The organism is Streptomyces sp. TG1A-8, from assembly GCF_030499535.1.
In the GTDB taxonomy this organism is placed as follows: Bacteria; Actinomycetota; Actinomycetes; order Streptomycetales; family Streptomycetaceae; genus Streptomyces.
The window spans coordinates 1,827,961-1,844,970 of record NZ_JASTLB010000001.1 but is presented as its reverse complement, the minus strand read 5'-3'; the positions used below and the strand labels follow the sequence as shown (position 1 = coordinate 1,844,970).

Annotated in this window: 14 protein-coding genes and 5 pseudogenes; 12 read left to right on the top strand and 7 right to left on the bottom strand. The window is 74.7% G+C overall.

The window, feature by feature from the left end:
* Positions 1 to 28: 28 nt before the first annotated feature.
* Positions 29 to 786: pseudogene (locus tag QQY24_RS07550) on the bottom strand (hypothetical protein); the annotation flags it as partial.
* 276 nt (positions 787 to 1,062) lie between these two features.
* Between QQY24_RS07550 and QQY24_RS07545 the strand changes: the two are divergent.
* From QQY24_RS07545 to QQY24_RS07515, 8 genes and pseudogenes are all read left to right on the top strand, one after another.
* The gene (locus tag QQY24_RS07545) at positions 1,063 to 1,455 is read left to right on the top strand and encodes a cell division protein SepF (RefSeq protein WP_301971904.1); all 393 of its coding nucleotides are present in this window, start codon (positions 1,063 to 1,065) and stop codon (positions 1,453 to 1,455) included.
* Positions 1,456 to 1,543: 88 nt separating this feature from the next.
* Positions 1,544 to 2,863 (top strand): AAA family ATPase, encoded by a 1,320-nt coding sequence (locus tag QQY24_RS07540; RefSeq protein ID WP_301971903.1) that lies wholly within the window; start codon positions 1,544 to 1,546, stop codon positions 2,861 to 2,863.
* Positions 2,860 to 3,297, top strand: a complete 438-nt coding sequence (locus QQY24_RS07535; protein WP_301971902.1) for a nucleotide pyrophosphohydrolase — start codon at positions 2,860 to 2,862, stop codon at positions 3,295 to 3,297. Before QQY24_RS07540 ends, QQY24_RS07535 begins: the two co-directional genes overlap by 4 nt.
* A 130-nt stretch (positions 3,298 to 3,427) precedes the next feature.
* Positions 3,428 to 3,913 carry a DUF6099 family protein gene (locus QQY24_RS07530; RefSeq protein ID WP_301971901.1) on the top strand — a complete coding sequence of 162 codons (486 nt, stop codon included), beginning with the start codon at positions 3,428 to 3,430 and terminating at the stop codon, positions 3,911 to 3,913.
* Between the two features lie 72 nt (positions 3,914 to 3,985).
* Complete coding sequence (locus tag QQY24_RS07525) at positions 3,986 to 4,909, top strand: LLM class F420-dependent oxidoreductase (protein ID WP_301971900.1); 924 nt, start codon at positions 3,986 to 3,988, stop codon at positions 4,907 to 4,909.
* Between the two features lie 256 nt (positions 4,910 to 5,165).
* Positions 5,166 to 5,681 (top strand): annotated as a pseudogene (locus QQY24_RS07520) (AAA family ATPase); the annotation flags it as partial.
* Positions 5,659 to 5,877, top strand: a pseudogene (locus QQY24_RS34715) (hypothetical protein); the annotation flags it as partial. The pseudogenes QQY24_RS07520 and QQY24_RS34715, both read left to right, overlap by 23 nt.
* Positions 5,878 to 6,063: 186 nt before the next feature.
* Positions 6,064 to 7,218: pseudogene (locus tag QQY24_RS07515) on the top strand (hypothetical protein); the annotation flags it as partial.
* 160 nt (positions 7,219 to 7,378) lie between these two features.
* On the opposite strand, the gene QQY24_RS07510 reads toward QQY24_RS07515, so the two are convergent.
* Entirely contained in the window at positions 7,379 to 8,272 is an 894-nt protein-coding gene (locus QQY24_RS07510; protein ID WP_301971899.1) for a hypothetical protein, read from the bottom strand.
* On the bottom strand, positions 8,269 to 9,396 hold the full coding sequence (locus QQY24_RS07505; protein WP_301971898.1) for an SPFH domain-containing protein: 1,128 nt from the start codon (positions 9,394 to 9,396) through the stop codon (positions 8,269 to 8,271). Before QQY24_RS07505 ends, QQY24_RS07510 begins: the two co-directional genes overlap by 4 nt.
* A gap of 121 nt (positions 9,397 to 9,517) precedes the next feature.
* On the opposite strand from QQY24_RS07505, the gene QQY24_RS07500 reads away from it, so the two are divergent.
* The 3 genes from QQY24_RS07500 to QQY24_RS07490 all read left to right on the top strand — a co-directional run bounded on the left by QQY24_RS07500 (position 9,518) and on the right by QQY24_RS07490 (position 13,370).
* On the top strand, positions 9,518 to 10,741 hold the full coding sequence (locus tag QQY24_RS07500) for an arginine deiminase (protein ID WP_301971897.1): 1,224 nt from the start codon (positions 9,518 to 9,520) through the stop codon (positions 10,739 to 10,741).
* A 77-nt stretch (positions 10,742 to 10,818) separates the two neighbouring features.
* The gene (gene argF, locus QQY24_RS07495) at positions 10,819 to 11,826 is read left to right on the top strand and encodes an ornithine carbamoyltransferase (RefSeq protein WP_301971896.1); all 1,008 of its coding nucleotides are present in this window, start codon (positions 10,819 to 10,821) and stop codon (positions 11,824 to 11,826) included.
* Between the two features lie 98 nt (positions 11,827 to 11,924).
* The gene (locus QQY24_RS07490; protein ID WP_301971895.1) at positions 11,925 to 13,370 is read left to right on the top strand and encodes an amino acid permease; all 1,446 of its coding nucleotides are present in this window, start codon (positions 11,925 to 11,927) and stop codon (positions 13,368 to 13,370) included.
* Here the strand turns inward: QQY24_RS07490 and QQY24_RS07485 are convergent.
* Both QQY24_RS07485 and QQY24_RS07480 read right to left on the bottom strand, forming a co-directional pair.
* Positions 13,330 to 13,659 (bottom strand): annotated as a pseudogene (locus tag QQY24_RS07485) (ATP-binding protein); the annotation flags it as partial. The gene QQY24_RS07490 and the pseudogene QQY24_RS07485 sit on opposite strands and share 41 nt — an antisense overlap.
* Before the next feature lie 97 nt (positions 13,660 to 13,756).
* Positions 13,757 to 14,569: a PaaX family transcriptional regulator C-terminal domain-containing protein gene (locus tag QQY24_RS07480; protein ID WP_301971894.1), complete on the bottom strand. Its 813-nt coding sequence runs from the start codon at positions 14,567 to 14,569 to the stop codon at positions 13,757 to 13,759.
* Positions 14,570 to 14,732: 163 nt separating this feature from the next.
* Between QQY24_RS07480 and QQY24_RS07475 the strand changes: the two genes are divergently transcribed.
* On the top strand, positions 14,733 to 15,164 hold the full coding sequence (locus tag QQY24_RS07475; protein WP_301971893.1) for a DUF6299 family protein: 432 nt from the start codon (positions 14,733 to 14,735) through the stop codon (positions 15,162 to 15,164).
* Positions 15,165 to 15,230: 66 nt separating this feature from the next.
* On the opposite strand, the gene QQY24_RS07470 is transcribed toward QQY24_RS07475, so the two are convergent.
* Positions 15,231 to 15,434 carry an acyl-CoA carboxylase epsilon subunit gene (locus tag QQY24_RS07470; protein WP_301971892.1) on the bottom strand — a complete coding sequence of 68 codons (204 nt, stop codon included), beginning with the start codon at positions 15,432 to 15,434 and terminating at the stop codon, positions 15,231 to 15,233.
* Positions 15,435 to 15,445: 11 nt separating this feature from the next.
* Complete coding sequence (locus QQY24_RS07465; RefSeq protein WP_301971891.1) at positions 15,446 to 16,990, bottom strand: acyl-CoA carboxylase subunit beta; 1,545 nt, start codon at positions 16,988 to 16,990, stop codon at positions 15,446 to 15,448.
* Positions 16,991 to 17,010: the final 20 nt, after the last annotated feature.

The following is a 17,010-nucleotide window of genomic DNA, read 5'->3' as shown; positions in this document are numbered from 1 at the left end:
CCCGCAGGGTGACGGCCGCCGCGGTGTGCGCGGCCCGCGCGGTCCCGGCCGAGCCGAGCCGTCCGCCGCCGCCCAGCCCCGGCCAGCGCACCACCACCGGGACCAGCAGGGCCAGCGCGATGACCGCCGGATAGCCCTGCCGGGCGTAGGCCGGCAGGAGGCCGAAGCCCAGGCAGACCATCGTCGCCGCCGAACGGCACGGCACGGCACGGGCAGCGTCCGCCACAGCGCCACCGCGCCGGCGAGCAGCGCGAGGGTCGCCGCCGCCGTCGCCGGGGCACCGCCGCGGCCCAGCCACAGCAACGGCGCGGTGAGCAGCGGCGCGAGCGGGGGATAGCCGTAGGTGAAGTCGTACCCGCCGTCGCTGGTCGGCGTCGGGGCGACGCCCCCGCCGTGGAACAGCCAGGGCCAGGGCTGCCCGTACACCGGGTGCCCGGCGATCAGTTCGCGCGCGGCCTGGGCGGTCAGCGCCGCCTCGTCGCCGCCCGCGTGGTCCAGGGCCCAGGCGCACAGGGCGAGGAAGACCGCGGTGAGCAGCACCGCCAGGTCCAGCCGGGCCAGCGAGCGGGTCCGGCGGACCGTCAGGGCGAGGACGCCGCACCCCAGGACGCAGACGTAGCAGACCGAGACGACCGCCACGAGGGCCGGGCGGTGCGTGGCCGCCTGCGTCCACACCGCGCGCGTGCCGATGAAGAGGCTCACGTCGGCGAGCAGCGTCAGCACCCGGTGCCACGGCACGGAGCCGTCCGGGGCGCCGGCCGGGGCCCCCGGGTCGGCGGACACCACCGACTGCGTCCGCCGACCGGGTGCCACCTGCTGTGTGTCTGCCAAGTGCACGGCACCGCACGCTAGTGGCGGCCGGTGAGCGGCGCGCGACGGCGGGTGAAGAGCCGCGTGTGAGGGTGGCAAGAACGGGGCGTATTCGCACATGTGGCCCACGAGGGGATCGGGGAGGGGATGACCGCACGGTGGCGTTGCGTGTCGTAGTTCGGCTGAACGGGTGACTTGGCGTAAGAATTGGCTGGTGCAGGCATCGAACGCGAGTCAGGTCAGGGGGAGCCGGTGAGCCGTTACGACGTCACCGATGAGCAGTGGGAAGGGCTCGCCCAGGTGGTGCCGCTGCGGGGCCGGGACGCCTGGCCCTCCGCCGTGGACCACCGCTCGCTGCCGGACGCGGAGACCGAGACGCGGCGCCGGTTCGTCGTCCTGCGGGTCAACGTGTTCGCGGACGCCCGCGAGGTCGCCGAGACCGTGATGGCCGGCGCGCCGGTCCTGCTCGACCTGTCCGGTGCGGAGGGCGAGGTGGCCAAGCGCGTCCTGGACTTCAGCACCGGCGTCGTCTTCGGCCTGGGCAGCGGGATGCACCGCGTCGACCGCAACGTCTTCCTGCTCACCCCGCCCGGTACGGAGGTCAGCGGGCTGATGGAGGGGGCGGCCGGGCTCTCCGGCGGCTGAGCCGGCGCGGGTCCCGCGGTCGCCCGATCGTGGGAAGGCGCGTCGGGTGAAACGGTTCACCGCGTCGGCCGGGCCCTACCGTCCGCATATGCCCGTGCCCTCCGCGCCCACCGCGCCCCCACCCACGACCGGGTCGACCGAACCGATCAGTCCGGCCGAACCGACCGGCCCGGCCGGTGCCGTCCCGCCCGGCCGAGCCGTTTGGCCCGAGCCCCCGGAGTCCGTCGGAGCGGTCCTGCCGGCGCGGTCCGCCCGCGGCGGCGGGGACGGGCCGCCGTCGGGCCCGCGCCCCCTCGACGTCCGCGCCCGCGTCACCGAGGTGCGGCTGTCCGCCTTCGCCGGGCACCGGCGGGCCGTCTTCCCGCTGGGACCCGTCACCGTGCTCGCCGGGCCCAGCGGGACCGGGAAGTCCACCGCGCTGACCGCCTACGAGGCGCTCGCCCGGCTCGGCGGCGGGGCCGCGCTCGCGGAGGTGTTCGCGGACCCCGTCGCCTGCGTGCCCGAGCGGGCGCTGCCCGACGCCGGGGGGAGGCGGGGTTTCCGCATCGGGTGCACGGCCGACGGCGCCGAGGGGCCGGTGCGGCTCGACGTCGCCGTCCAGGCCGAGCCCGAACTGCGCATCGTGGGGGAGCGGCTGACCGCCGACGGGGTCGTCCTGCTGCAGACCGCCCTGCGCGACCCCGGCCGCCGGACGGTCCAGGCCGCCTGGCACACCGCGGGCTCCTCCCCGGTGACCCGCGCCCCGCTGCCCGACGACCGGCTCGGCACCGCCCTGCTGCCGCTGCGCGTGGCCGGCAGGACGGACGGCCAGCGGCGGGTGCTCGCCGCCGCCGAGCAGATGGTCGTCGCCCTGCGTTCGGTCTTCGCCTGCGACCCCCGGCCCGCGCACATGCGCGGCCCCGTCCCCGCGGCTTCCGGACGGCTCCTGCCCGGCTGCGGCAACCTCGCCGACGTCGTGTGGCGCACCCGCGCCGAGTGCGGACGCCGGCACGCCCAGCTCGTCGAGGTCCTGCGCGCGGGCTGCGCCGGCCCGGTCGCCGACCTGGTCGCCGAACCCCGGTCCGACGGTACGGTCCGGGCGCTGCTCGACCGCGGCGACGGCTTCCGCACCGAGCTCGCGCTGCTCGGCGACGGCGAGCTGCGCTATCTCGCGCTGGCGCTGGTGCTGCTCACTGGACCCGGGGTCCTGGACGTGGACGCGCCGGGCGAGGTGCCCGACGCGCTGCGCACCCTCACCGTGCTCGCCGACGGCTTCGACCGCGGCCTCGACCCCGGCCAGCGCGGCGAACTGCTGAGGACGGCGGCCCGGATGGGCGAGCGCGGCCACATCCGCTGCGTGGCCGCGGTGAGCGACGCCTCCTGGGCCACCGGGATCCGGGGCGTCACGGTGGTACACCTGACCCCGTGACGGAACACCCCGACCTGGCCGGACTCCAGCGCAGACTCGCCGAGTTCGCCGCCGTGCGCCACTGGCAGCCCTACCACACCCCCAAGAACCTCGTCACCGCCCTGAGCGTGGAGGCCTCCGAACTGGTGGAGATCTTCCAGTGGCTGACCCCGGAGGAATCGGCCCGGGTGATGGACGACCCCGGCACCGCCCACCGGGTCAGGGACGAGGTGGCGGACGTCCTCGCCTACCTCCTGCAGCTGTGCGAGGTCCTCGGCGTCGACCCGCTGGCGGCCCTGGCCGCCAAGATCGACCGCAACGAACGGCGCTTCCCGCCCCCGGACCCGGACGCCGCGGAGCCCGCGCGGACCACGCCGGCCGCCTCGCGGGGGCGTCCCCCCGCGGCCGGACCGCCTCATTCCGATATCACTCAGTGTAGTCAAAACTCTCGCTGAATCCGAATTGTTGTCCGCAAAATTCGGTCTACCTCTGGTTTTTCGTCTCAATGCCCCTCACTCTGGGTAGTGAAGAAGAGAGTTGAAGAGGACGTGCGAGTGGGCACGGCGGAGCGGACGGGGGCAGCCCATGGATGCGGTGCGGCTCATAGGGACGAGCAGGCGGGCCCTGGCGGGAGGCGGTGACACGCCCGGGATCATGGCGGAGGTGTGGCAGGCCCAGGCCCTGGCCCAGGCGATCGGCAGCCGCCTCGCGGTGTCCGGCCCGCCGGAGCTGCGGGGCGAGGCGCTGGGCCTGACCGAGCTGGCGGGCCGGGGCTGCGGCGTCCTGGACCCTCCCGAACTGGACCCCGGTGACCTGCGCGCCGCCCAGCTCACCGAGCTGGACGACGCCCGCCGGACCCTGCTCGGTCTCGGCGGCCTGCTCGGCGAGGTCGGCATGGCCCTGGTCGTGATGGCCAGTGCCGCGGCCGACGAGACGACGTACTGGCAGTGCATGGAGGCCATCGACGCGGCGGACGAGTCCCGGGACCGGGTCCTGGGGATGCTGCGCAAGCTGGCGGCGCGCGAGGAGATCCTGTCCGGGGACACCGAGGACAGCCCCTCCGGCGTCTGAGGGCGGGGCCCGCTCCGCGTGCCGGGCGGTGCCGGTGCGGTCGGCGGGGCCGTCGCCGTGCAGGATGGACGCATGGACCTTCGAATCTTCACCGAGCCCCAGCAGGGGGCCACCTACGACACCTTGCTCACCGTGGCGAAGGCCACCGAGGACCTGGGCTTCGACGCCTTCTTCCGTTCCGACCACTACCTGAAGATGGGTGACGTGGACGGCCTCCCCGGTCCCACGGACGCCTGGATCACCCTGGCCGGGCTGGCCCGGGAGACCAAGCGCATCCGGCTGGGAACCCTGATGACGGCCGGCACCTTCCGGCTGCCGGGCGTGCTCGCCATCCAGGTGGCCCAGGTCGACCAGATGTCCGGCGGCCGCGTGGAGCTGGGTCTGGGCGCCGGCTGGTACGAGGAGGAACACAAGGCGTACGGCATCCCCTTCCCGAAGGAGAAGTTCGGGCGCCTGGAGGAGCAGCTGGAGATCGTCACCGGGCTCTGGGCGACCGAGGTGGGCGAGACGTTCGACTTCCACGGCACGTTCTACGACCTCACCGGCTCGCCCGCGCTGCCCAAGCCCGCCCAGGCGAGGATCCCGGTGCTCATCGGCGGACGCGGCGCGAGCCGCACCCCGCGCCTCACGGCGCGCTACGCCGACGAGTTCAACATGCCCTTCGCCTCGGTCGAGGACAGCGAGCGCCAGTTCGGCCGGGTGCGCGCCGCCGCGGAGGAGGCGGGCCGCGGGGGCGACGACCTGATCTACTCCAACGCCCTCGTCGCCTGCGTCGGCAAGGACGACCAGGAGGTCGCCCGCCGTGCCGCCGCGATCGGCCGCGAGGTGGACGAGCTGAAGGCCAACGGCCTGGCCGGCTCCCCGGCCGAGGTGGTCGACAGGATCGGCCGTTACGCCGAGGCCGGCTCGCAGCGCGTCTACCTCCAGATCCTGGACCTGGCCGACCTCGACCACCTGGAACTGATCTCCGCCCAGGTGCAGTCGCAGCTGTCCTGACCCACGGACGCCCCCTCGCGCGGCCCGTACGGCCACACCGCCCGCGTCCGGCACGGCGGGCCGCGCTCCGTGCACGGAGGCGGCCGAGCGGCCACCTGGCCCGCCGGGCGCCGCCGGAAAACCGGTGGTCGCCCGGGGGCGGCCCGCAAGACTCGGACACGTGTTCCTGACGATCTCCACGCACGGCACCGCCGCCCACCCAGATGGCCGTGTTCCGCGTCGGCGACCGAAGGACGCGGAAGGAGGCGGAGGCGGCATGACCGGGACCCGCACGGGACGGACCCTGCCCGTCACGGACCTCTCCCTGGTGGTCCTCGTCGGCGCCTCCGGCTCCGGCAAGTCCACCTTCGCCCGCCGGCACTTCACGCCGACCGAGGTGATCTCCTCCGACTTCTGCCGCGGCCTCGTCGCCGACGACGAGAACGACCGGAGCGCCACCGGGGACGCCTTCGACGTCCTGCACTACATCGCCGGCAAGCGGCTGGCCGCCGGCCGCCGCACCGTCATCGACGCCACCGGCGTCCAGCAGGACCGCCGGCGCCGGCTCGTCGAACTGGCCCGGGAGCACGACGTGCCGCCCATCGCCGTCGTGCTCGACGTGCCCGAGGAGGTCTGCGCGCAGCGCAACGCGGCCCGCCCCGACCGCGCCGGCACGCCCCGGCGGGTCGTCCAGCGGCACGTCCGCGAACTGCGCCGCTCCCTGCGGCACCTGGAACGCGAGGGCTTCCGCAAGGTGCACGTCCTGCGCGGTGCGGAGGAGATCGAGAACGCCGTTCGCCGACTCGGGGCGGCTGGTACCACCGCCGCTGACCGACGAGGTGCGGGCCCTGGTGGAACCTGTCGTCAAGGCGTGGGAGCCGCCGAACCATCGCCTGATCGACGGCCGCGCTGTGGTCGACGGCATCTTGTTCAAGGCGCGCACCGGGTGCGGGTGGTACGGCATCGAGGTCTCGGGCGATGTCCTCTGGAAGACCGTGCACACTCGGTTCAACCGCTGGCTTCGTGCTGGCGTCTGGGACGAGATCATGAGGGCGATTCCCAACGAGGGGACGCTTCCGGCGGGGATGCCCGTGCTGCCGCCGTTCAAGATTGAGGGCCGCGTGGACCCGCGCGTCCTGCCTATCCGGCACGAGGAATCACCTGCGGAAACGCCTATGGTGGCGGCGGGCAACGCGCTGTGCGTGCCGGGCAACCACGAGAACAGGTACGGCCGTCACCTCGGGGGCCGCACCGTCCGGCCCACCCACGGCCTCGCCGAGACCATCGCCCAGATGGAGGGCGAGAGCGAGGAGTTCAGGCAGGAGGTGCGCCGGTTCCTGGACGGACTGGTCAGCCGCTACGTCCTCGACGGCGGCCGGCTGGTCGTCTGCCACGCCGGCCTGCCGGAGAAGTGCGTGGACGGGCCCACGGGGTCCCTCTACACCCGTACCGGGCGGCCCTTCTTCGACGACGCGGGGACGACCGAGGAACTCCTCGGCCGGCTGCGCTCGGCGGTCGGGCGGGCGGGGCTGTGGGACGAACTCGCCACGGACCGGATGCTGCTGGACGCGGAGCTGATGCCGTGGTCGCTGAGGGCGGCCGGTCTGCTGCGCAGCCAGTACGCGGCCGTGGGCGCCGCCTCCGGTGCGGTGTTCCCCGGCGCGCTCGCCGCCCTGGAGGCGGCGGCGTCCCGCGGCACCGACGTGGGCGGCCTGCTGGCGCGCCAGCGGGAACGCGCCGCCGCGGCATCCGCGTTCACCAGGGCGTACCGCCGCTACTGCTGGCCCACCGACGGTCCGGACGGGGTCCGCCTGGCCCCCCTCCAGATCCTGGCGGCCCAGGGCCGCAGCCTCGCCGCGCTGCCGCGCGACGAGCAACTGGCGCTGATCAACCGCCTGGTGGAGCACGACGGCACCGGGCTGCTGCAGACCACGCGTCGGCTGTACGTGGACACGGGCGACCCCGGCTCCGTCCGCGCCGGCGTCGGCTGGTGGCTGGAGGCGACCGGCCGGGGCGGCGAGGGCACGGTCGTCAAGCCGGCCGGCGCGCTGGTCCGCTCCGCGCAGGGGCGGCTGGTGCAGCCCGGCGTCAAGGTCCGGGGCCGCGAGTACCTGCGGATCGTCTACGGTCCCGAGTACACCCGGCCCGACCACCTCGCCCGGCTGCGGCACCGGTCCCTGGACCACAAGCGGTCCCTGGCCGTCCGCGAGTACGCCCTCGGCCTGGAGGCCCTGGACCGGCTCGCGGGCGGTGAGCCGCTGTGGCGGGTGCACGAGGCGGTGTCCGGGGTGCTGGCCCTGGAGTCGGAGCCGGTGGACCCGCGCCTGTGACCACCGGACCGGTCCCGGCCCGCCGCCTGCCGCCCGCCGCCCGCCGCCCGGCGGCGGGACGGCCGGGCCCGGCCGGCGGCGGACGCGCGGTGATCCGGCCGCGGTCCGCCGCCGGTGGTCCGCCCCGCCCCGCGGTCCGTCCCGCCCCGCGGTCCGCCGCCTACCCGGCGAGCCGGAGCCGTCGCGCGCACACGCCCACCCGGACGGTCTGCCCCCAGGTGAGCTGGAGCGCGTCGCCCTCGACGCCGTCGCCGAAGGCGATGAACCGGTCGGACTCCACGGTGAGCGTCAGCGCGGCGGACGCCGCGAGTTCCCCGGCCACCAGCGCCGTGCCGGTGACCGGGGACGGCCAGGCCTCCCGGACGAACCACACCAGCCGGTCCTCGGCGGGGGAGGGCAGGGCCGGCCGGCCGCCGCGCTCCTGCCACACCGAGCGCAGCCACCCGGTCGCCCCCGTACCGGTCCCCACCAGCACTCCGGAGGAGGCCTGGGCCTCGACGGCACCCCCGTGCCCGTCGAGGCCCAGGCGGTAGCGGGCGGTCTGGTGGCCCGGGGCGCCGAGGTAGATCTCGTTGAGCGCCACCAGCCGCTGGGTGTCGTCGGCGACGGCCTCGACCATGGTGAGCTCGTCCGCCCCGGTCCCCGGCAGCGCCGCGAGCAGCCGCGCCGCGTCCCGCGGGCGGTGCCGCACCAGCACACCGGGGTTGCGGCCGGGATCGGCGTCGACGCCGACCACCGGCTGCCCGTGGAGGTACTTGGCCACGTTGGCCACCAGTCCGTCCTGGCCGACCACCACGACCACGTCCTCCGGGGCGAACGGGAACCGGTCCAGGTCGGCCCGCTCCACCCGCGCCCGGCGCCAGTCCAGGGGCACCGCCGCGGTCACCTCGGCCAGGGCCCGGCGGGTGCGGTGGTGGCGCTCGGCGACCTCCTCGATGCCCCGGCCGCGGGAGGAGAGGAAGAAGGCGGCCTGGCCGTGCGTGCCGTGCCGGGCCACCAGCTCCTCGTACTCCGTGGTGCGGTGCACCAGGACGGCCCGCGGCGCGAGGCTCACTCCGGCGTCCCCGGCGTCCCCGGCGCGCCGCCCAGCCGGGTGAGCAGCCCGCTCAGCACGTCCGGCGAGACGGTCACGCTGTCGATGCGCGGCAGGTTCTCCGCCAGCAGGGCGGCGGTGAGCGCCCGCAGCGTCTCCGTCCCGTCGACGCCGGCCTCCGCGTGCACCCGCAGCCAGGCCGCCCGGGCCCGGGCCCGCGACTCGCCGGCCTCGCGCGCCCCCTCGGCCTCCGCGCGGGCCAGCCGCACGGTCCGGGCCGCCTCCGCCTCGGTCAGCCGTGCCGTCGACTCGGCCTGCGCCTCGGCCAGCTTGACCGACCGGGCCGCCTCGGCCCCGGCCAGCCTGACCGACCGGGCCGCCTCCGCCTGCGCGCGCACCGCGTCGGCCGCCGCCTGCTCCTCGGCCTCGCGGCGCGCGTTGGTACCGCGCTGCTCGACCAGCCGCTCCTCGCGGCGGGCCAGCTCGATCCGGCTGGCCAGTTCGTTCTCGGCGATGGCCCGCTCCCGCTCGACCGCCACCGCGCGCCGCTCGTAGGTGGCCCGGTCGGCCTCCTGCTGGATCCGCTCCCGGGCCGGCGTGCGCAGCGCCCGCTCCACCTCCGGCTCGGGCCGCAGCGCCATCACCCGTACGGCCACCACCTCGATGCCCGTGGCCGGCAGCCGCGGGTCGCCGCCCAGCCCGGCCGCGACCCGCTCGCGCACCGCCGCCACGCCGTCGGCCAGGGCCGCCGACAGCGGCGTGCGGGCCAGTACGTCCAGCGCGTGCTGCTGGGCGGTCTCGGTGAGCAGCGTGCCCAGCTGCTCCAGCGGGGCGCCCCGCCACGCCCCGGTGTCCGGGTCGACGGAGAAGTCGAGGCGGGCGGCGGCGACCGCCGGGTCGGCGACCCGGTAGGTGACCGTCGCCTGCACCGCCACGTCCTGGAAGTCGGACGTCCGGGCGTGGAAGGTCATCGTCAGCTCCCGGTCGTCCACCGGCACCTCGGACAGGGCGGCGGCCAGCGGCCGGAACCAGAAGCTGAGCCCGGGCCCGTCGTGGACCAGCGTGCCGGAACGGTGGTGCCGGACGTGCGCGGTGGGCGCACCCCGCAGATGGCGCCAGCCCAGGCGCCGGGTGATGTCGGCCATGGAAACCCCTTGCTTTTCGTCAATGGGACGATAATCGGGACCCCCGGTTCTCGTCAAGGAGACGAAAACAGGGGGTGGCGGGGAGGGCGTGAAGGCGGGCATCGGCGGCCAGGATGAAGGCATGACCTACCACGTCGCCTCCGAGGCCGGGCGGCTGCGCCGCGTGATCCTGCACCGGCCGGACCTGGAGCTGAAGAGGCTCACCCCCAGCAACAAGGACGCCCTGCTCTTCGATGACGTGCTGTGGGTGCGCCGGGCGCGCGCCGAGCACGACGGGTTCGCGGACGCCCTGCGCGACCGGGGGGTCGCGGTCCACCTCTTCGGGGACCTGCTCACCGAGACCCTGGAGCTCCCCGAGGCACGGCACCTGGTCCTCGACCGGGTCTTCGACGAGAAGGAGTACGGCCCCCTCGCCACCGACCACCTGCGCGCCGCCTTCGACGCGATGGCCCCGGGCGAGCTGGCCGAGGCCCTGGTCGGCGGCATGACCAAGCGGGAGTTCCTGGACGGGCACGCGGAGCCGGCGTCCGTCCGCTTCCACGTCATGGAGCTGGACGACTTCCTGCTCCCGCCGCTGCCCAACCACCTCTTCACCCGGGACACCTCGGCGTGGATATACGACGGCGTCTCCATCAACGCCATGCGCTGGCCCGCCCGGCAGCGGGAGACCGTGCACTTCGAGGCGATCTACCGGCACCACCCGCTGTTCCGGGACGGGGCGTTCCACGTCTGGTCCCGGGGGCAGGCCGACTACCCCTCCACCATCGAGGGCGGCGACGTGCTGGTGATCGGCAGCGGTGCCGTGCTGATCGGGATGAGCGAGCGCACCACCCCGCAGGCCGTGGAGATGCTGGCGTACAAGCTGTTCGCGGCCGGGTCCGCGCGCACGATCGTCGCGCTCGACATGCCCAAGCGGCGCGCCTTCATGCACCTGGACACCGTGATGACGATGGTCGACGGCGACACCTTCACCCAGTACGCCGGACTCGGCATGCTGCGCTCGTACACCATCGAGCCCGGGGTCGGCGACCGGGAGCTGAAGGTCACCGACCACCCGCCGGAGCACATGCACCGGGCGATCGCCGCCGCCCTCGGTCTGGGCGAGGTCCGGGTGCTGACCGCCACCCAGGACGTGCACGCGGCCGAGCGCGAGCAGTGGGACGACGGCTGCAACGTGCTCGCCGTCGAGCCCGGCGTCGTCGTCGCCTACGAGCGGAACGTCACGACCAACACCCACCTGCGCAAGCAGGGCATCGAGGTGATCGAGATCCCGGGCGGCGAACTGGGGCGGGGGCGGGGCGGCCCGCGCTGCATGAGCTGCCCCGTGGAGCGGGACGCGGTGTGAGCGAACGCATCGCATAGAAATGCTTAACATCGTATAGAATTCCAGAGTTCGTGTACCCGTACCCCTGGAGCGCCCCCATGGCGACAGTCCCGACCGCCCTCGCCGGCCGCCACTTCCTCAAGGAACTGGACTTCACCGGGGAGGAGTTCCGCGGCCTGGTCGAGCTGGCCGCCGAGCTGAAGGCCGCGAAGCGGGCCGGGACCGAGACGCGGTACCTGCACGGCCGGAACATCGCCCTGATCTTCGAGAAGACCTCGACGCGCACCCGCTGCGCGTTCGAGGTCGCCGCCGCCGACCAGGGTGCCTCCACGACGTACCTGGACCCGTCCGGCTCGCAGATCGGGCACAAGGAGTCCGTGAAGGACACCGCCCGCGTCCTCGGCCGGATGTTCGACGCCATCGAGTACCGGGGCGACAGCCAGGCGAGCGTCGAGGAACTGGCCGCCCACGCCGGCGTCCCCGTCTACAACGGGCTCACCGACGACTGGCACCCCACCCAGATGCTGGCCGACGTGCTCACCATGACCGAGCACTGCGCCGGACCGCTGACGGACACCGCCTTCGCCTACCTCGGCGACGCCCGCTTCAACATGGGCAACTCCTACCTGGTCACCGGCGCGCTGCTCGGCATGGACGTGCGGATCGTCGCGCCGAAGCCGTACTGGCCCGCCCGGGAGGTCGTCGACCGCGCCCGCGGGCTGGCCCGGTCCAGCGGGGCCCGGATCACGCTCACCGAGGACGTCGCCGACGGCGTCCGCGGGGCCGACTTCGTCGCCACCGACGTCTGGGTCTCCATGGGCGAGCCCAAGGAGGTCTGGGACGAGCGCATCTCCGCCCTCGCGCCGTACGCCGTGACCATGGACGTCCTGCGCGCCACCGGCAACCCGGACGTGAAGTTCCTGCACTGCCTGCCGGCCTTCCACGACCTCGGCACCGGGGTCGGCCGGGAGATCCACGCGGCCCACGGCCTGGACTCGCTCGAAGTGACCGACGAGGTCTTCGAGTCCGCCCACTCCGTCGTCTTCGACGAGGCCGAGAACCGCCTGCACACGATCAAGGCGCTCCTGGTGGCCACACTCGCCTGAGCCCCCTGTCCTGACCGGCGGCCGGAACCACTCCTTCCGCGCCGCCGCCGCGCCCGCACGACGGACGCCCGCACCACCGAGAAACGAGCACCACCAGCATGCCCGCTCCCCGCATCAAGTCCCCCGGCGCGCTCATCGCCGAATCCGGCGCCGACCGTGAGGGCCACGGCCTGAAGCGCACGATGGGACTCTTCCAGCTCGTCTGCTTCGGCGTCGGCGCCATCGTCGGCACCGGCATCTTCGTCGGCCTCTCCGGCTCCGTCGCCCAGGCCGGTCCCGCCGTGGTCGTCTCCTTCGTGCTGGCCGCGGTCACCTGCGTGTTCACCGCCTTCTCCTTCGCCGAGCTGGGCGGCGCGATCCCGGTCTCCGGGTCGTCGTACTCCTTCGCCTACGCCGGCCTCGGCGAGTCCACCGCCTTCCTGGTCGGCTGGTGCCTGCTGCTGGAGTACGGCATCTCCGTCTCGGCCGTCGCGGTCGGCTGGAGCCAGTACGTCAACGAGCTCCTGCAGAGCCTCACCGGCCGGCAGCTCCCGGCCGTCCTGTCCGCCGGACCCGGTGAGGGCGGGATGGTCAACCTCCCCGCCGTGCTCGTCATCGCCATGGCCTGCGTGCTGCTGGTGCGCGGGGTGCGCGAGAGCGCCCGGGCCACCGCCGTCATGGCCGCCGTGAAGCTCGTCGTCCTGCTCGCCTTCTGCGCCGTCGGCTACAGCGCCTTCAAGGACGGCAACCTCACCCCGTTCTCCCCGGCCGGTCCGGGCGGCATCGGCGCGGGCACCACGGCCGCGTTCTTCTCCTACATCGGCTTCGACGCGATCACCACGGCCGGTGAGGAGGCCAGGAACCCGCGCCGGGACGTCCCGGTCGCGATCCTCGTCTGCATGGGCCTGGTCACCCTGCTGTACTGCGCGGTCGCCCTGGCCGCGATCGGCGCCGTCGGCGGCGACCGGGTCGCCGGCCGGCCCGCCGCGCTGTCGTACGTCGTCAACGAGGTCACCGGCTCCGCCGTCGGCGGCGGGGTCATCGCCTTCGGCGCGGTCGTCGCCATCGCCTCCGTCGTCCTCGCCGTGATGTACGGCCAGACCCGCATCCTGATGTCCATGTCCCGCGACGGCCTCGTGCCGCGCGTCTTCGAGAAGGTCTCGCCGCACACGGCCACCCCCGTCGCCGGCACCCTGGTCGTGGCGGCCGTCTTCGCGGTCCCGGCGGCCTTCGCCTCGCTGGACGCCGTGATGAACCTGTGCACCATCGGCACGCTCGCCGTCATGGCCGTCGTCAACCTCGCGGTGCTCGCCCTGCGCCGCCGCGAACCCGGCCTGGACCGCAGCTTCCGCGTGCCGCTCCACCCGGTCGTGCCGCTGCTCGGCATCGCCTTCTGCCTGTACCTGATGTACGAGACGGGCTGGCGGACCTGGCTGCAGTTCGCGGTGTTCCTGGCGGCGGGCCTGCTGGTCTACCTCGCCTACGGACACCGGCACTCCACGCTGGCCCGCACCGGCCCGGGCGTCACGCCGGGTGCGGCCCGGCGGGAACGGCAGCCGGTCTGAACCACACCGCCTCGCCCCGCGGGGTCGGGCGGTGACCGCAGGACGGGCTGAGCGTGCGGATCGGCAGCGGACCGCGCCCGCCCTCCTGCCAGAGGCCCGGCTCCTCGGCCACCGGACGCGCGGGGTGGCCGGGCGGCGCCGGGTCCGGGTCGTGCACCTCGACCCGGCAGCCGCCCGGCCGCACCTCCACCACCAGCCCGATCGGCCCGCTGCCGGCGGTGTGCTGCACCGCGTCGGCCGCCGGCTCCGCCGCCAGCGACTCCGCGGTGTCACTGTCGGCCGCGTGCTCCGCCCCGGCCGTCGCGGACCGGTGACGCCGGTGACGGGGTCCGGCCGCGGTGCCGCCCCGGCCGTGCGGACCGGGCCCAGCCAGCCGGGGCGGCCCGTCACCCGCCGACGAACCCGGCCCCGGCGTCCCGCAGCCGCGCGTGCAGCCGCCGGAACACCTCCGCCGAGCGGACGCCCGGCCAGTCCGCGGGCAGCAGGCGGGGCGGCAGGCCCGGGTCGGTGTAGGGCAGGTGCCGCCAGGAGTCGAGGGCCAGGAGGTAGTCGCGGTAGGCCTCCTCCGGCGGGGTGTCCGCGCGCTGCTCCCAGGCGTGCAGCACGGGGGCGTGGGCGTCCAGGAAGCGTTCGTGCTCCTTGGCGAGGGCGGCCAGGTCCCACCAGCGGGCGACCGCCTCCGGAGTCGGGGCGAAGCCCAGGTGCTCGCCGCGGAAGAAGTCGACGTACGGGTCCAGGCGCAGCCGGCACAGGGTGTGCCGGGTCTCCTCGTACAGGCGGGCCGGGGCGACCCACACCCCGGGGGCCGCCGTGCCGAAGCCCAGGCCGGCCAGCCGGGAGCGCAGGACGTGCCGCTTCTGCCGCTGGGACTCGGGGACGGAGAAGACCGCGAGCACCCAGCCGCCGTCCCCGGGCGCCGCGGCGGCGCGCAGGCGGTGCTCGGCGTCCTCCATCAGCCGCCGCGCCTCGGGGGACGGCTCGTAGCCGGCCGAGCCCTGCCGGGTGCGGGCCGGCAGCAGCAGGCCGCGCCGTTTGAGCCGGGACACCGACGAGCGCACGGACGGCGCGTCCACCCCCACGGCGGCCAGCAGCCGGATCAGCTCGGCGACGGGGACCGGGCCGGGCACGAAGCGGCCGTACGCGCCGTAGAGCGTGACGATGAGGGACCTGGGGGTGTGGTGCTCGGTCACGTTGATCATTTTAGTTCGTCGGCATCGTGGCCGGTCACCCGCGGTGGAGGTGGGCGCGGATGCTGCCGTAGGGCCCAGCGACGCGCCGCTGGAGGGTGACCGTCGCGCCGCGCGGCCCGGGCGGCCGGTACCAGTGGAGGCCCTCGTCCCCAGGAGAACCAGGAGGCACCCCGTGCCCGTACGCCCCGCCCCCGCCGCGGCCCTCGCCGCCGCCCTGCTGTGCGTCGGCGCGCCGGCCGCCGCCGCGCCGGCCGCCGCCGCGTCCGAGACGGTGACCGTCGACGCCACCGGCCGGATCGCCGCGGACGGCACCGTCACGCTCTCCGGGAGCTACCGCTGCAGCCCCGGCACCGGCCCCCTGTTCGTCAGTTCCACGATCGGCCGGGGCAGTCCGCGCGCCGAGTACGGCATCGGCGGCAGCACCGCCCTGTGCGACGGCGCCGAGCACCGCTGGGAGAACTCCGGCAGGGTCTCCTCCGACTTCCTGACGGCCGGCCCGGCCCACGTCGAGGCCGCCGTCATGGAACTGCGCCCCTCGGGCATCGCGGTGTGGCCGGTGTTCCACGTGGTGCGGGAGCAGGACGTCACGCTGATCCGGGAGTGAGGGGCGCGCACGCCGAGCGGCCCGGCACGTCCCGGGTGCCGGGCCGCTCGGCCGGGGTGGCTCCCGTCAGGAGCGCTGCCAGCTGTGCGGGGCGTGGAAGGAGTGCGGGCGCCAGCACGTGGTGCCCGGAGAGACCGGCTCGGCTCCGGCCCCGGCCAGGGCGCTGCGGCTGAGCAGCAGCACCGCGAGGGCGGCCAGCTCCTCCTCGGTGGCCTCGCCCTTCTCGACGCGGATGGGGGGAGTCGGGGACACGGACGTGGTGGGGGACATGGGGACCTCCGTCACTGAGGGGGGTTGCCGTGCTTGCGGGTGGGACGCTCGGCGTGCTTGGTGCGCAGCATCGCCAGCGCGGCGATGAGGACGGAACGCGTCTCGGCCGGGTCGATCACGTCGTCCACCAGGCCGCGCTCGGCCGCGTAGTACGGGTGCATCAGCTCGGCCCTGTACTCCTTGACCAGCTCGGCGCGCCGGGCCTCGGGGTCCTCGGCCTCGGCGATCTGGCGGCGGAAGATCACGTTGGCCGCGCCCTCGGCGCCCATCACCGCGATCTCGTTGGTGGGCCAGGCGTAGGTGAGGTCGGCGCCGATGGACTGCGAGTCCATGACGATGTAGGCGCCGCCGTAGGCCTTGCGCAGGATGAGGGAGATCCGCGGCACGGTCGCGTCGCAGTAGGCGTACAGCAGCTTCGCGCCGTGGCGGATGATGCCGCCGTGCTCCTGGCCGACGCCCGGCAGGAAGCCGGGCACGTCGAGCAGGGTGACCAGCGGGATGCTGAACGCGTCGCACATCTGCACGAAGCGGGCCGCCTTCTCCGACGCCTCGATGTCCAGGACCCCGGCCAGCGTCTGCGGCTGGTTGGCGATGATCCCGACCACCTGTCCGTCGAGGCGGGCCAGCGCGCAGATGACGTTGCGGGCCCAGCGCTGGTGCACCTCCAGGTACTCGCCGTCGTCGACGATCTCCTCGATCACCCGGGTCATGTCGTACGGCCGGTTGCCGTCGGCCGGCACCAGGTCGGCCAGCGACTCGCAGCGGCGGTCGGCGGGGTCGTCGCAGGCCACCACGGGCGGGGTCTCGCGGTTGTTGCGGGGGAGCAGGGAGAGCAGGTAGCGCACCTCCTCCAGGCAGGTCTCCTCGTCGTCGTAGGCGAAGTGGCACACGCCGGAGGTCTCCGCGTGGACGTCGGCCCCGCCCAGCCCGTCCTGGCTGATCTCCTCGCCCGTCACCGCCCGGACGACGTCCGGCCCGGTGATGAACATCTGGGACGTCCCGCGGACCATGAAGACGAAGTCGGTGAGCGCGGGGCTGTAGGCGGCGCCTCCGGCGCACGGCCCGAGCATCACGCTGATCTGCGGGATGACCCCGGACGCGGCCGTGTTGCGCCGGAAGATGCCGCCGTAGCCCGCGAGCGCGGTGACGCCCTCCTGGATGCGGGCGCCCGCGCCGTCGTTGAGGGAGACCAGGGGCGCGCCCGCCGCCAGGGCCATGTCCATGATCTTGTGGATCTTGGCGGCGTGGGCCTCGCCGAGGGCGCCGCCGAAGATCCGGAAGTCATGGGCGTAGACGAAGACGGTGCGGCCCTCGACGGTGCCCCAGCCGGTGACCACACCGTCGGTGTACGGCTTCTTCGCCTCCAGGCCGAACCCGGTCGCCCGGTGCCGCCGCAGCGGCTCGACCTCGTGGAAGGAGCCCTCGTCGAGGAGCAGCCCGATCCGTTCGCGCACGGTGAGCTTGCCCTTGGCCTTCTGCGCGGCGGTCGCCTTCTCACTCGGGCCGGCGAGCACGCGTTCGCGCAGACCGGCGAGTTCCGCGACGTGGGACCTCATGTCTTCCCCTAACTGGGCGA